Raw genomic sequence first — 14,784 nt, 5'->3', positions numbered from 1 at the left:
TAACTGCAGGGGGTGTCCTATATGGAAAAATGTGTGATCTGCGGAGATGATCAGGACTATAAGCTATATGAGGGCTATAATATCTGTACTGCATGTGCAGATATTATGGAAGATGTGATGGGCGAGTATTTCATGAAGACCGTGCAGGATGCTTCAAAGCCAAAAGCACATGAAGGCTATCTGCACTATCTGGACAATACTACTCGTTATGTGAGCGATTATAAGAAGATAACTACAAAATCGCATAAATATACAAAAGATGTGACTGAGCGTGCTGAAGATGCTATTCAGGAAAGCAAGAACCCTTCTAAACAGCGTTATTTTGAGCGCATGCATGAAGTTCTTGACTGGCTTGAGATGACTCCTCAGTTCTATCATTACTACTTTAAGGAGCATTATATGTGCCCCAGTTGCGGCTCATCCATCTTTGACAAGTATGAATCGGAAGAAGTTGGGGAATGGCTTGTTATTTCCTGTTCAAATTGTGGTGCCATGATCAAGAAATACTTCTCACCTAAACTGGTCTGAGGGTTGGGAAAGCAGGGCATCACCTGCTTCTCAGCATTCTTATTTTAATTACTATTTTTTGATCAGCTTTTTCATCATTTCTAGTATTCATTGTAAATTTCATTTATTATGACTTAAACTAGAAATATATATTACCTATTTTATTCTTTAATTATGTATACTGTCTATTCTATATATCGTCATGTTTTATCATGAATGACTAGTATTTGGAAATAGTTATATAGAGAATACTATATCTACGATTGTAATATCTACGATTAGTAATCATCAGGTGATTCATCATGTCAGTAATAATCGATAGTAGCAATATTATCAATAGTTACATTCCGGTTGCTGTGTTTCTTGTTGTTTCGCTTCTGATGCCACCTGCAACAATGGCTATGGTCAAGTTGTTGAGCCCCAGAAGCAAATCACCTAATAAATATGCGACCTATGAATGTGGTTCCGATCCGTTAGGAGATGCGCGAATACAGTTCAATGTTGAGTATTATCTTTATGCGATCGCATTCGTTCTGTTCGATATCGAAGTTCTTTTCCTTTACCCATGGGCTATGGTATACATAGGCAATGGTGTCGATATGGTAACAGCGATCGTCGAGATGTTGATCTTCATTTTCGTTTTGTTGTTTGGATATGCCTACTTATGGAAGAAGGGTGCTCTTAAATGGATGAATTAAACGATAATGTACCAGTTGAGGATCAGGAAGAGTACGTGGAAGAGATTCCAGGTGTCATTACCACCACTTCCATGGCTATCACTGATTTCTTGAAAAAGACAAAAGCACAGGATGCAATAAACTGGGGTAGGAAGAATTCCCTATGGTTCATGACTCAGCCAATGGGTTGCTGTGGTGTGGAAATGATCGCTACAGGTTGTGCTCACTATGATACTGACAGGTTCGGTATCATTCCACGTAATTCCCCAAGGCATGCAGATGTCATGATCATCAGTGGATATGTGACAAGGAAGTACCTTCCTGCACTTCAGAAACTCTGGGAACAGATGGCTGCACCAAAGTGGGTAATATGCATGGGTGACTGCTCTATTAGTGGTGGTCCTTTCTATGAATCCTACAGCACAGTGCAGAACATTGACAAATTGTTCCCTATAGACGTTTTTATTCCAGGATGTCCACCAAGGCCGGAAGCCCTGCTTCAGGGATTCCTTGAGCTTCAGAAGAAGATCATGGCCAAAAAGGACCATGGAACGGATTATTGAGGTTATATCATGGATGCAAAAAGCATTATTGATTCATTGGTCAACAAGTTCCAGGATTCCCTTACGGACGCAAAGGTAGATTCTGACATAAGGATCTCTGCTTATCTGGAACCTGAAAAGATCAAAGACGTTTGCCAGTACCTGAAAGATGAACTTGCATTTGACCATCTTTCAAGCGAAACTGCAATAGACTATCCTAAAAAGGACGAGATCGTGGTTGTCTATCACATAGCTTCATACGACCATCCTGTATTGCTTACCATTAAGGTGAAGCTTCCAAGGGATGCTCCTGAGATCGAGTCCATTGTTCCTGTCTATTGGAATGCTAACTGGTACGAAAGAGAAATTTACGAACTGTTCGGTGTTAAGTTCAACAACCACCCGGACCTCAGACAGCTTGTTCTTCCAGAGGAGCTGTTAGGGGATTGGCCTTTGAGAAAAGATTATGAAGGCTTCCCGAACACGACTGCCAGAAATTTGGTGTGAGGCTTAAATATGGATGAAAATGTAGGCCCATCAGAAATGATAGTCCACCTCGGACCACAGCACCCAATGCAGCCCGGACCTTTCAGGTTGAACCTGAGGCTTAGGGGAGAAACTGTCGTTGATGCTGAGATCGAGTTAGGCTTCATTCACAAGGGTATTGAAAAGATTTTAGAGAGCAAGACGTATCTCCAGGGTATTCCTATCGTTGATAGGATCTGCTACCTGACAGCAATGACCAACGAAGAAGCATACGTTGGTGCTGTAGAGAAACTTGCAGATATCGAAGTTCCGGAAAGGTCCCAATATATAAGGGTCATCCTCGAGGAGCTCTCAAGACTTCAGAGCCACCTGCTTGGTATGGGTGAGTTCGGTGAGTTCATTGGCTTTGTATCAATGTTCATGTACACCATCAAGGAAAGGGAAGATATTCTGACTTTGATGGACATGGTAACAGGAGCACGTGTTACACACACATTCCTCAAGTACGGCGGTGTACGTGGCGATCTTCCTGAAGGATTCAGGGAAAAATCTGCTACCATCTTTGCTGGTCTTAAGGAACAGATCGCTGAATACCGAAGACTGTTCAATGGCGATGAGATCTACAAGCAGCGTTGTTTCGGTGTCGGTACCCTTGAGGCAAAGACCGCAAGGGATCTGGGTGTATCCGGACCAGCACTTCGTGCAACAGGTGTTGCTTTTGATATAAGGAAAGATGAACCATATCTTGTTTACAAGGACCTTGATTTCAAGGTGTGCACAGCTACAGATGGTGACATTGCAGCCCGTATCGAAGTAAGGCTCGATGAGATGTTAGAGGCTATGTACATTATAGAACAGTGCCTGGACCAGATGCCAAGCGGACCTCTCTTCTATGAGGATTCCCTTTATGGTGTTAGGACTCCTACAATGAGGGTTCCTGAAGGCGATGTTTTCCACAGGGTAGAAGATCCACGTGGAGAGATGGGCTTCTATGTCGTTTCAGATGGCTCAGATAAACCTCATCGTGTAAAGATAAGGGGACCGGTCTATCCGACCATGCAGGCATTGCCTCCACTCATAAAAGGAACCACTGTTGCTGATGTGGCAGCTATTGCAGGTAGTATGGACGGTTGTACCAGTGAGGCGGACAGGTGATTACAATGTCAGCAGAAAGTATTGATATTATATTCAACCCCTGGCTCCGTACTTTACTTGGCCTCTGTTTGATCGGCGCGGTTTTCGGCGGTGCAATGTTAGTTGTATGGTTCGAGCGTAAACTATCAGGTGATATCCAGTTCAGGCTTGGTCCTAAATATGTAGGTCCTTTTGGTATTTTCCAGCTTGTTGCTGATGCTATCAAACTGATGACCAAAGAAGATCTGATCCCTTCAAAAGCTGATAAGTTGCTTTTCGTTTCTGCACCTATCGCTCTTATGGGATCCGTATTCATGATGCTTGTCGCAATACCATTCGGTGCTGTTGTCATTAATGGCGTAGAGTACCCGATCGTGGCAACTGAGATGGATATCAGTCTTCTTTACATTGAAGCGGTATCTTCTATCTCTATTATCGGTGCGTTCATGTATGCATACAGTTCAAACAACAAGTACTCACTTCTGGGTGCTTTCAGGAACTTTGCAAGGATGATCGGATACGAGGTTCCACTCGGTATCACTATGGTAAGTATAGCTATCATGGTAGGTTCACTGAACATTGTTGAGATAGCACAGGCACAGAGCCCGATCTGGTTCATATTCCTTCAACCTCTTGGTTTCCTTGTCTTCTTCGTTGCTTTGATGGCCGATATGGGGCGTCTTCCATTCGACCAGAACGAGTCTGAAGAAGAACTGGTAGCAGGTTGGATCACTGAATACAGTGGTATGAGATTCGGTCTTGGTTTCTTTGCAGAATATATTCACCTGATCCTTGGTTCAATGCTTGTTGTACTATTGTTCCTCGGCGGATGGAATTTACCTGCATTCCTGACCAACATCACTATCCTGGGAATTTTCCTTCCAACAATATACTTCTTGTTGAAGGTTGCTCTTGTCATTTTGACGATCATCATGCTAAGATGGGCAGTTCCAAGGTTCAGGATCGATCAGGTTGTTGACCTTAGCTGGAAAAGACTTCTCCCATTATCATTATTGAACCTTGGATGGGCAATAATGTTGGGTATTTACCTGGGAGCGTGATACCATGGTATTGAAAAATATTGCTAGAGCTGTTAAGAACATCTACAAGCCCCCTATTACCAGAAGGTATCCTGAGGTCCCCTCTGAGTTGCCTGACAGGTTCAGAGGGCTTCAAAAACTTGATAAAAGTAAATGTATAGGCTGTGGAATTTGTGCTAATACCTGCCCTAACAGTGCGATAAAGATCGTAAGGGCGAGGGTTAGTCCGGACAGTGATAAGACAAGGTGGTTCCCTGCCATCGATATTGGTCACTGCCTGTTCTGCGGTCTTTGTATTGATCAATGTCCACATGGTGCTCTTTCAAGCACAAAGGTCTACACCACAGGTGTGATCAGGTGGACTCATGAGGAATTACTGTATACCCCGGACATGCTGGCACGTGAGGTTCCGGTAGGGGAGAATGGTGAGTGAAATGACAGGTATAATCGAAGGTGCCATCTTTGCTATTGTCGCTCTTGTATTGATCTCTTTAGCGATACTGACAATAGTTTCAAGGGACATAGTACGTGCAGCACTTGCTCTCGTTCTCTCAATGTTCACAGTGGCTATCGTATACATTATGCTCAATGCACAGTTCCTGGGTGTTGTCCAGATCCTTGTGTATGTAGGAGCAATTGGAGTTCTGATACTCTTCGCAGTTATGTTGACTAAGAAGAATATGGGAAGTGAGAACAATGACTAACGAACGTCCAACTATTATGGATTCAATTGTCCATCAATTCAACCCAAAGAGGCAGATCTTGAGGTTGTTGGATATGGAGGTTCCTTCAGTCGAGACCATCCTTAAGTCATTTACAAGGATGATCATTGCAGGCTTGTTCCTTGCAGTGGTACTTGTTTCACTTTATGGTACAGGATGGACAACTGTTGAACAGCTTCCCCAGAATATCGCTGATCCAAGTAACATCAAAGGATTGGGTGTCCTTATCTTTACAGACTTTGTGATACCATTCGAGATCCTTTCTGTAGTGTTACTTTCCTCACTGATAGGTGCCATCTATCTGGCAAAAGGAGATGATAACTGATGATTCCGTTAAACTGGTATCTTGGTCTTTCAGCTATCGTGTTCTCCATAGGTCTCTATGGATTTATGTCACATAAGAGCGGTATCAGGATGCTTATGTGTGTGGAACTTATGTTAAATTCCGCAAACATAAACCTGGTCGCCTTCTCAAGTTACAACGATGACATGACAGGGCAGGTATTTGCACTGTTCTCTATTGCACTGGCTGCAGCAGAAGCAGCTGTCGGATTTGCAATACTCATGTCAATTTACAGGATGCGAGATATGATCAATGTTGATAAACTTAACATACTGAGGTGGTAAAAATGGCAATGGAAAACCTTGCATTTTTAATACCACTACTTCCCGCACTTGCCTTTGTGCTTACATTCTTCCTTGGGAAGAAATTGCCATCTGGCGGTGCAATTATTCCGATCGTGGCAATCGCCATTTCATGTGTGATATCACTGGCTATCACTGTGGGTCTGTTGCAGAACCCTGAGAATGTTGTTACTCAGTCAGTTCACTGGTTCGCAATACTCAATCTCGGAATACTGATCGACCCGCTTGCAGCGGTAATGCTTTCAATGGTCACTTTTGTGAGCCTGCTTATCCACATCTATGCTGTGGGTTACATGTCACACGACCCTGCTAAGCCAAGGTACTTTGCAGAGACCGCTCTCTTCACAGCAGCTATGCTTGGTCTGATCCTTTCAGACAACATCCTTCAGCTGTTCATTTGCTGGGAGCTTGTGGGTCTTAGCTCATACCTGCTTATCGGATTCTGGTTCCATAAACCTGGAGCAGCATCTGCTGCAAAGAAAGCATTCCTGACAACCAGGATTGGAGATGTTATGTTCCTTGCAGGTATTGTCCTGCTATTCTCAGACATATTTACAGTATACAATGGAATACTTCCGGAAGGCGTATACGTCCTTCAGTTCAGTGAAATGTTCCATTTGATCCCGGATCTTGTTGCTATTAATTCAACGATACTGGGTATGGAAGTAAGTCACCTGACACTTGTTACACTGTTGTTCTTCGGTGGTGCAGTTGGTAAGTCAGGTCAGTTCCCGCTTCATGTGTGGCTGCCTGATGCAATGGAAGGTCCAACGACCGTTTCAGCTCTTATCCACGCAGCAACAATGGTTACAGCTGGTGTCTATCTTGTAGCACGTACCTTCCCAATGTTCCTTGCAGCACCTCATTCATTGATCATCGTTGCTATCGTTGGTGCTTTCACTGCACTGTTCGCAGCAACAATGGGTATCGTAATGAACGATCTTAAGAGAGTGCTTGCTTATTCAACTGTCAGTCAGCTTGGATATATGGTTCTTGGTCTTGGTCTTGGTGCAGTAGTTGGTGCAGAAGCTGTTGGAATTTCAATGTTCCACCTCATCAACCATGCATTCTTCAAGGCATTGCTCTTCCTCTGTGCAGGAAGCGTTATCCACGCTGTTGGTACACATGATATGAGACAGCTTGGTGGCGTAGGCAAGGTCATGCCGATCACATTCGCTACAATGACCGCTGCAGCACTTGCGCTTGCAGGTTTCGGTATTCCAGGTACAAGCCTCGGATTCAGTGGTTTCCTCAGTAAGGATCCAATAATCGAGTCTGCATATCTGTATGCAACAGAAACCGGTAGCTGGATGCCCTACCTCTTTGCTATTACAGCAGCATTCCTTACATCCCTGTATATCTTCAGGTTAATTTTCATGACCTTTACAGGAAAACCAAGGACAGATTATGGCGGGCATGAGTCCCCTTCATCAATGACAGTGCCTCTGGCTATTCTTGCAGTGTTTGCAGTCGTTTTCGGTGCACTGACCAGAACTTCGTTCTATCATTTCATTGAAGAGAACTTTGCTCACATGGATATCGAAGCACTTGCAGAGCTTGGCGGATACCATCTCGCACACCACGGACACGAACCACTTCTTGTTCTCTGGATGCCTCTGATCGTTGCAGTCGCAGGTCTTGTAATTGCTTACCTGATCTATAACAGGAGAGTAGTTGACATGAGCAGTATCGTTTCAAGGAACAACCCTGTTTACAAGTTGCTCTACAACAGGTACTATCAACACCAGATCTTTGTTGAGATCTTCTCTATAAAGATAATCTATGAGGGCTTAGCACTCGCAGGTTTCTACTCAGACAAGATGCTGGATTGGCTTGTCAATGGTACCAGTACTTTGCTTATCGAGGCAGGTGACTCCCTGAGGAAATTCCAGACAGGTGTCATACAGCACTATGCAGCAGCAGTTGTTGCAGGTGTAGGACTACTGGTCGTTCTGATCAAGTTGGTCATGGAGGTCTTCTAATGTTACCAATATTATCTTTGATCGTGCTGATACCAATTTTATTTTCAGCAGTAACATTCTTAACAAAAACAAAGGAACAGGCAAGGATATCCGCTTTAGTGGGTACTCTCATCACGCTGGTCCTGACCCTCTACATGTATTTCTCATTCGACAGTACGACCGCAGCTATGCAGTTCGAGGAAATGGCAAACTGGATCCCATCCCTGGGAATCAGCTATCACCTTGGTGTTGATGGCGTTTCAATGCCTCTCATACTGCTCAATGCTATCGTCATCCCGCTGTTGATCGTATATACATGGGATGATGTCAGATCAGCTCCTAACAGATTCTATGGTCTGATACTTGCAATGCAGGGAGCAGTCATTGGTGTTTTCGTATCACTTGACTTCTTCATATTCTACATCTTCTGGGAACTTACCCTTGTACCATTGTTCTTCATGGTCAATATCTGGGGTGGCTCCAACAAGAAGCATGCAGCTATCAAGTTCTTCATCTACACTCACGTTGCATCTCTTGTGATGCTTCTGGGTATCTTTGGACTGTACTTCAACGCATGGTCACTTACCGGTTCCCCGAACATGGACATGGCTCACCTGATCAGCCAGTTCCAGTTCTTTGAATCCGGAATTCTCAGGGATGCAATATTCCTTGCATTGCTCTTTGGATTCATTGTAAAGCTTCCTGTAGTTCCATTCCACTCCTGGTTACCGGATGCATATTCCGAGGCACCAACAGCAGGCAGTGTACTATTCATCCTGCTTAAGATCGGTGGATATGGTCTGTTCAGGGTAATGCTTCCAATGTTGCCATTCACAGCAACCCCAAGCCTTATGATAACTATCATGGGAGCTCTTGGTGCAGTGAGCATCCTTTACGGTGCATTCCTTGCACTTGCACAGAAGGACCTGAAGAGAATGATCGCATACTCCAGTATCAGTCACATGGGATACGTTACCCTTGGTTGCGCTGGTCTTGTGAGTCTTTCAGTATCCGGTGCAATGTTCCAGCAGTTCTCACACGGGTTGATCATGAGCATTCTGTTCATGTCATGCGGAGTGATCCAGACTTCAACAGGTACAAGGATCATCAATGACCTTGGTGGTCTGGCACAGAAGATGCCAAAGCTCACAGTGATAATGGTACTCGGTTTCATGGCATCACTTGGTTTGCCAGGACTGACCGGTTTCATTGCAGAGTTCCTTGTGCTGACATTCAGTTTCATTAATGTGCCAATCTATGTGATCATTGCACTGCTGGCTATCGTGATTACAGCTGCATATCACCTGTGGGCATTGCAAAGGGCAATGTTCGGTACTTTCAATGAGAAGCTTGGTGAGATCGTGGACATCTCGTCCTACCAGACACTGTCCATGGGAATAATCGCCCTGCTTGTACTGTACTTTGGACTGAACCCAAGTCCGGTGCTGGATATGATGATAACGAATTCAGAAAAGATCGTCAGCCTTATGGCTGTAATGGGGGTGTGAGAAATGGTAGATCTAATGTTACTCGCACCTGAAATAACGCTCCTGGTAACAGGACTTACTGTATTGCTGTTAGGATTATTCCTTTCAGCTCAATCTAAGAAAATACTCGGATACATAGCAACACTTGGTTGTCTTGTTGCCTTTGCTCTGACACTCAACAGCTTTGGCACCACTGCAGTCATGTTCTCGAACTCACTGAGCATTGATGCACTATCACAGTTCTTCAAGCTCGTGTTCCTTACAGTTGCGACACTTGTGTCCATAGCATCCATCAAATACACTGATGGCAACGATCATGCTGATGAGTACTATGTACTCGTGCTCTTCGCAACCATCGGTATGATGATGGTAGCATCAGCAAATGATCTCATGGTGCTCTTCGTTGCATTCGAGCTTGCAAGTCTTGCAACATATGGTCTTGCAGGTTTCGAGAAGAAGAACCCTGCATCCACAGAAGCTGCAATGAAGTACTTCATGATCGGATCCCTTTCAGCTGCTCTACTGCTGCTCGGTATCGGATATGTTTACGGTGCAACAGGGACAACTAACATTCCTGAAGTTGCCCAGAACATCGGTCTGCTGGCAAGTAGTCCAATGGGAATTCTTTCCCTCGTACTGCTCATTGCAGGATTTGGTTTCAAGATCGCTCTTGTTCCATTCCACATGTGGGCACCTGACACATATCAGGGTGCACCTTCCGTGGTATCTGCACTTCTGGCAGCCGGCTCCAAGAAGATGGGTTTTGTTGCAGCTTTCAAGGTCTTTATCACAGGTCTTATCGCCCTTCAGGCAGACTGGCAGATGGCATTTGCTATCCTCGCAGTTATCACAATGACATACGGTAACATCGTGGCTCTGTCCCAGACCAGTGTAAAGCGCATGCTTGCATACTCATCCCTTGCTCAGGCAGGATACATTTCAATTGCATTTGTGGTCATGACCCCAATGGCATTGACTGGTGGTATACTCTATGCACTCTCACACGGCTTTATGAAGGCAGGAGCTTTCATTGCAACAGCTGCTGTGGTCTACATGGCAACATCAGAGAACAAGGATATACTGAAAGCTGATCATCTTGACAGCTTCAAAGGTCTTGGTAAGAGAATGCCTATAACCGCACTCTGTCTGACCATCTTTGTAATGGCATTGGCCGGTATCCCGCCAACAGCAGGTTTCATGAGCAAATTTGTCCTGTTCTCATCAACAATTGAATCAGGACTTGTCTGGCTTGCAGTGATCGCTATCCTTAACAGCGCACTTTCACTGTATTACTACGCAAGAGTTGTCAGGTACATGTATGCTATGCCAGCAGAGGGTGAGAGGGTATCAGAACCAGCGCCATATGTCGTTGCACTTCTCCTTGCTGTTGTAGGTGTACTGGCAATTGGCTTCTGGCCGGAACCATTTGTGAACATGGCAATGGAAGCTGCAAAAGTTTTGATCCCAGGAGGAATTTAAAATGGCAGATTGTGATCTTTGCGGAGTAGCAATTCCCACAGTATGCCCGGTAAAGGTGTTCTCGCCAAAGTTCGAGAACTCCTATCCTGAAGGCGTATGGAAAGGTCTCTGTGGCGGTTGTCTTGAGAAAGCTAAACAGGCTTATGACGAGGCTACCGAAAGCAAAGCTGCAGGTACATTTGGTAAATGTGATCTTTGCGGAACAAAAGCGCAGTTGCAGGATGTTGAGGTAGACATCCCCTCCTTCTCAAAAGGTTATGAGATCGAGAGGAAAAAGATCTGCATGAAATGCCTTGAGCAGAGCAGTGAAGCCTATGAAAATAAGGATGAACTGTTAGGTGAACATCACTAAAGGTCAGTCCGACTGACCTTTTTTTCTTATTTTTTGATATTATCTTGATTATTTTTGTGTTCGTTCTTTCTTTTGATCGACCTTTCTGGTTCAACTTTCTACCCTATAGCTCAGATCCTTGCTATGGATAACAATACGATCAAAAGTATGAATCTTACAAGCATGCTCATTCCAGTCGAAAATGCTACGATCCTCAATCCGATCTTTGGTCCAAAAATAGAGACGTAACGTGGAATTATTGCCCTGACACTGAAGATTGGTAGCATGAACATGCTTCCAAGCATCAGTACTATCATTGCCTGCAGGTGTGATATTCCTCCATCACTGATCATAGGTCCAAGCAGTGATACTCCAAGGATAGGACTTGCGACATATGTTGTAAGGGGGATTATACTCTCTGGTGGTATGCCGAAAATGTCTGCAAGTGGGAGGACGTTGAACATCTCAAAGACTCCTCTGTCCCTTAAAGCAAAGACCAAAGTTGTCATTGTCAGGTAAATAATAGCTATCTTTGTGAATAGACGCTTCTGCCTTCTGAATGCTTTTCCAATAGCATCTTTTACATGCGGACGTTCTGCTTTTTCAGGCTTAGGTACTGAACACGTGTGTTCTTTGAACCAGATCCTGCTCAGGATGATGACAACAGATACCTTCACAAAGGCACTGAGTATGAATACCATCACATAGAATCCACCTACAACAGGTCCCAGTGCAGGCAGTATGATAGGGATCTGGTAGGTCAATATCTCTCTTATGTATGCAGGCGTGCTGTTCAGGATCGCACAAAGCATTGTTTCACGATCATCCAGACATCCTTCGTCCTTAATTTTCACAACCATGCTGTTCGCTGCGACGGTTGATCCAAGTGATACAAGGAACGCAGATGCACAGGATTGTGGGAGGTGAGTATGCTTGAAAAGAGGTTCTGTGAACCTTGAGAACTTTTGCATAAGCCCCATCTCAATAAGGAAGCCTGTTCCAAAAAGTCCTATAAATATGGTGATTATTATGGGGAATGCAAAATCAAGCACCCTTAAAAGCAGGTCGAACATAATCTTATAATGAGAATAACTGATAGATTAATCTATTTGATTGAAGTTATTATATTTTTATGAAAACCAAAACCTTGATATGAATTGTAATGCTTTTTTGTCTGGTGATCGTAAATGAAGAAAGATCTCATGGATATTCTGGCATGTCCTATCTGTAAAGGTGATCTTGTCCTGAATATTTCAAAAGAAGATGAAAAGGAAATTATCTCTGGAACACTCTATTGCTCAAAATGTAACGAGTATTTCCCTATTGAGGATGGCATTCCTAACATGCTCCCTCCTGAGCTGAGGGAATGATATAAAAAGGAATGATCTATAAACGAGGCTGAGCAAACTTGCAACAGGTACACATAAACCGTCTTGGTGTAAATTCCATTGAGTTTGAGTCCAATATAGTGGATATACCCTTATCTCCCGGTGGAGAACACAGTTTTGAGATCGTGATCATAAATTACGGTTCACCGACCCATGTACATTTATCTGCCAGCGATGAACTTCAGGATAACCTTACATTCCTGGAGGATAATCCCTATGTTTCACATGAGGAATATATACCTGTCATTGCACGCATTCCTTTTGATGGGCGCCTTTTGAACAAAGGTATGATCTTTGTAACGGTGGGGTATGGTTCAAAAACAGAAAGTTTCACTATAAATATCGGAATGTCGGATACTAACAATGTTCCTGCTCTGATCGATATAGATGAAAGGTTGTCGTCCCCTGCTCCGGTTATGGCCACAAATAAAAAGACCAAATCCGGAAGTCATTTATCAGATATATTTTCGGGCATCTCCGAGTCTTTTATTCAAATGTTTGACGCACGGAATCTTGTACTGTTCTCAGCATTAATTATTATTTTAGCTCTGATCTACATAGCTGTACGCCTGGTATCAGGCAATAATATGGAAATTGGATTTGAGGTCGGCTTTTATACAGCATTAGCTTTTACCATAGTATTCACATCTTTAATCGCTTACCTGTTAACGCGGCTTCCAATATTTAAAAATAAATGAGGTAGTTGAATTCACATGAAATATATCATCGTCACCGGTGGAGTTATGAGTGGTCTGGGGAAAGGGATCACCACAGCATCTGTCGGCAGAAATCTAAAAAATAAAGGTTACAATGTTACCGCCATAAAGATCGACCCTTACATCAATATTGATGCAGGTACCATGAGTCCTTATCAGCATGGTGAGGTCTATGTCCTGAAGGACGGTGGAGAAGTTGATCTTGATCTTGGAAATTATGAACGTTTCCTTGATACTGAACTTACAAGGGATCACAATCTGACCACCGGTAAGATCTATGAGGCAGTCATAAACAAAGAGCGCAGAGGAGAGTATCTTGGCAAGACCGTACAGATCATTCCTCATATAACCAATGAGATCAAGGACCGCATACGCAGGATAGCAGCAAAGAGCGGTGCTGATGTCTGTCTCATTGAGGTAGGAGGTACTGTTGGTGATATTGAGAGCATGCCATTCCTTGAAGCATTGAGGCAGATGTATCGGGAAGAATCTCCTGAGAACATTGCGTTCCTTCATGTGACCCTGGTTCCTATGGATTCACAGGGCGACCAGAAAACAAAACCCACACAGCATTCTGTTAAAGAGCTAAGGGAATTGGGTCTCACTCCGCATGTGATAGTTGCAAGGTGCAAAAGTGCTCTTATGGAAAGCACCCGTTCCAAGATCGCTCTTTTCTGTGATGTTCCGGTCGAAGCTGTCATCAGTGCCCATGATTCCGCGGACATCTATGAAGTTCCACTCCAGCTGGAAAAAGAGGGTCTCAGTGAATTCCTTCTAAAGAAACTTGATCTGAAGTTCACTCTGGAAGATAGAAAGTGGGAAGAGATGGTTCAGAGGATGAACAACCCAACAGGTAATGTTAAGGTTGCAATTGTCGGAAAATATACCCATCTTGAAGATTCCTACATCAGCATTGTGGAATCTCTTAAACACGGTGCTATTGGGTCTGGTTGCAAGTTCGATATAACCTGGTTTGACGCAGAAGCCTTTGATGATGATCCAAAAGGTGTTGAGGATCTGGCTGGTTTTGATGGAATACTTGTTCCAGGCGGATTCGGGGAACGTGGTACTGAGGGCAAGATCCTCTCTATCAAATTTGCAAGGGAGAACAACATACCTTACCTTGGACTCTGTCTTGGTATGCAGCTTGCAGTGATCGAGTTTGCAAGGAATGTAGTTGGACTGGAAGGTGCAAACAGCAGCGAATTCGATGAAGATACACCTTATCCGGTTATAGATCTGCTTCCTGAGCAGGAAAATGTGGTGGATATGGGTGCAACAATGCGTCTTGGTGACTATGAAGCCACTCTCAAGGAAGGTTCACTTGCAGAGAACATCTATGGTGAAAACATAATTATCGAGCGTCACAGGCACAGATATGAGGTAAATCCGAACTATGTTGATCGGATTGAGGAAGCTGGTATGATCTTCTCAGGAAAGAACAAGAACAGGATGGAGATCGCAGAAGTGCCTGCAAATGATTTCTATTTTGCATCCCAGTTCCATCCGGAATTCAGGTCCAGACCTGGAAGACCATCCCCGCCGTTCAAGGCATTTATGGATGCAATGCTTAAAAAGAGCAAGGAAAGAAAGGACTGATCGAAAACTCATTCCTTTCCTTTTTTATTCTTATTTTTAGACTTATACTTATTTTTGATCTGATTTTTCT

The 14,784-nt window shown here is 43.8% G+C and carries 18 protein-coding genes; 17 read left to right on the top strand and 1 reads right to left on the bottom strand.

What is annotated here, in order from left to right; genetic code table 11:
* The first annotated feature begins 21 nt into the window (after positions 1–21).
* The 14 genes from J7W08_RS07765 (at position 22) to J7W08_RS07705 (ending at position 11,032) form a co-directional block, all read left to right on the top strand.
* Positions 22–528 carry a hypothetical protein gene (locus J7W08_RS07765; protein ID WP_233083954.1) on the top strand — a complete coding sequence of 169 codons (507 nt, stop codon included), beginning with the start codon at positions 22–24 and terminating at the stop codon, positions 526–528.
* 281 nt (positions 529–809) lie between these two features.
* Positions 810–1,205, top strand: a complete 396-nt coding sequence (fpoA, locus tag J7W08_RS07760; protein WP_048195285.1) for a F420H2 dehydrogenase subunit FpoA — start codon at positions 810–812, stop codon at positions 1,203–1,205.
* Positions 1,193–1,747, top strand: coding sequence for a F(420)H(2) dehydrogenase subunit B (gene fpoB, locus J7W08_RS07755; RefSeq protein ID WP_048195283.1), 555 nt, complete (start codon positions 1,193–1,195; stop codon positions 1,745–1,747). The genes fpoA and fpoB overlap by 13 nt, the downstream gene beginning before the upstream one ends.
* 9 nt (positions 1,748–1,756) lie before the next feature.
* Entirely contained in the window at positions 1,757–2,233 is a 477-nt protein-coding gene (fpoC, locus tag J7W08_RS07750) for a F420H2 dehydrogenase subunit FpoC (protein ID WP_233083953.1), read from the top strand.
* A gap of 9 nt (positions 2,234–2,242) precedes the next feature.
* Positions 2,243–3,367 (top strand): F420H2 dehydrogenase subunit FpoD, encoded by a 1,125-nt coding sequence (gene fpoD / locus J7W08_RS07745; RefSeq protein ID WP_233083952.1) that lies wholly within the window; start codon positions 2,243–2,245, stop codon positions 3,365–3,367.
* 5 nt (positions 3,368–3,372) lie between these two features.
* A complete protein-coding gene (fpoH, locus tag J7W08_RS07740; protein ID WP_233083951.1) occupies positions 3,373–4,407 on the top strand; it encodes a F420H2 dehydrogenase subunit FpoH in 1,035 nt (344 codons plus the stop codon).
* Positions 4,408–4,411: 4 nt separating this feature from the next.
* The gene (gene fpoI, locus J7W08_RS07735; RefSeq protein ID WP_233083950.1) at positions 4,412–4,819 is read left to right on the top strand and encodes a F420H2 dehydrogenase subunit FpoI; all 408 of its coding nucleotides are present in this window, start codon (positions 4,412–4,414) and stop codon (positions 4,817–4,819) included.
* Between the two features lies 1 nt (position 4,820).
* A complete protein-coding gene (locus J7W08_RS12245; protein WP_135609334.1) occupies positions 4,821–5,090 on the top strand; it encodes an NADH-quinone oxidoreductase subunit J in 270 nt (89 codons plus the stop codon).
* A complete protein-coding gene (gene fpoJ / locus J7W08_RS12240) occupies positions 5,083–5,433 on the top strand; it encodes a F420H2 dehydrogenase subunit FpoJ (protein ID WP_259370104.1) in 351 nt (116 codons plus the stop codon). The genes J7W08_RS12245 and fpoJ overlap by 8 nt, the downstream gene beginning before the upstream one ends.
* Complete coding sequence (gene fpoK / locus J7W08_RS07725) at positions 5,433–5,735, top strand: F420H2 dehydrogenase subunit FpoK (RefSeq protein ID WP_233083949.1); 303 nt, start codon at positions 5,433–5,435, stop codon at positions 5,733–5,735. The genes fpoJ and fpoK overlap by 1 nt, the downstream gene beginning before the upstream one ends.
* Before the next feature lie 2 nt (positions 5,736–5,737).
* Positions 5,738–7,735, top strand: a complete 1,998-nt coding sequence (fpoL, locus tag J7W08_RS07720) for a F420H2 dehydrogenase subunit FpoL (protein WP_233083948.1) — start codon at positions 5,738–5,740, stop codon at positions 7,733–7,735.
* On the top strand, positions 7,735–9,222 hold the full coding sequence (gene fpoM, locus J7W08_RS07715) for a F(420)H(2) dehydrogenase subunit M (protein WP_233083947.1): 1,488 nt from the start codon (positions 7,735–7,737) through the stop codon (positions 9,220–9,222). Before fpoL ends, fpoM begins: the two co-directional genes overlap by 1 nt.
* A 3-nt stretch (positions 9,223–9,225) precedes the next feature.
* On the top strand, positions 9,226–10,680 hold the full coding sequence (fpoN, locus tag J7W08_RS07710) for a F(420)H(2) dehydrogenase subunit N (protein WP_233083946.1): 1,455 nt from the start codon (positions 9,226–9,228) through the stop codon (positions 10,678–10,680).
* A 1-nt stretch (position 10,681) separates the two neighbouring features.
* Entirely contained in the window at positions 10,682–11,032 is a 351-nt protein-coding gene (locus tag J7W08_RS07705) for a F420H2 dehydrogenase subunit FpoO (protein WP_233083945.1), read from the top strand.
* Positions 11,033–11,142: 110 nt separating this feature from the next.
* Here the strand turns inward: J7W08_RS07705 and J7W08_RS07700 are convergent, their stop codons facing one another.
* Positions 11,143–12,084 (bottom strand): nucleoside recognition domain-containing protein, encoded by a 942-nt coding sequence (locus J7W08_RS07700; RefSeq protein ID WP_233083944.1) that lies wholly within the window; start codon positions 12,082–12,084, stop codon positions 11,143–11,145.
* Between the two features lie 114 nt (positions 12,085–12,198).
* On the opposite strand from J7W08_RS07700, the gene J7W08_RS07695 reads away from it, so the two are divergent.
* From J7W08_RS07695 to pyrG, 3 genes are read left to right on the top strand one after another with little or no spacing between them, the layout of a single operon-like run.
* Positions 12,199–12,381 (top strand): methytransferase partner Trm112, encoded by a 183-nt coding sequence (locus J7W08_RS07695; RefSeq protein WP_048195261.1) that lies wholly within the window; start codon positions 12,199–12,201, stop codon positions 12,379–12,381.
* A gap of 38 nt (positions 12,382–12,419) precedes the next feature.
* Positions 12,420–13,097, top strand: a complete 678-nt coding sequence (locus J7W08_RS07690) for a DUF7524 family protein (protein WP_233083943.1) — start codon at positions 12,420–12,422, stop codon at positions 13,095–13,097.
* Positions 13,098–13,112: 15 nt separating this feature from the next.
* A complete protein-coding gene (gene pyrG, locus J7W08_RS07685) occupies positions 13,113–14,714 on the top strand; it encodes a glutamine hydrolyzing CTP synthase (protein WP_233083942.1) in 1,602 nt (533 codons plus the stop codon).
* The last annotated feature ends 70 nt before the right edge of the window (positions 14,715–14,784 follow it).

This window comes from Methanococcoides orientis (assembly GCF_021184045.1).
Classification (GTDB): domain Archaea; phylum Halobacteriota; class Methanosarcinia; order Methanosarcinales; family Methanosarcinaceae; genus Methanococcoides; species Methanococcoides orientis.
The sequence above is the reverse complement of the archived record's forward strand: the minus strand, read 5'-3'. Positions and strand labels throughout refer to the sequence as shown.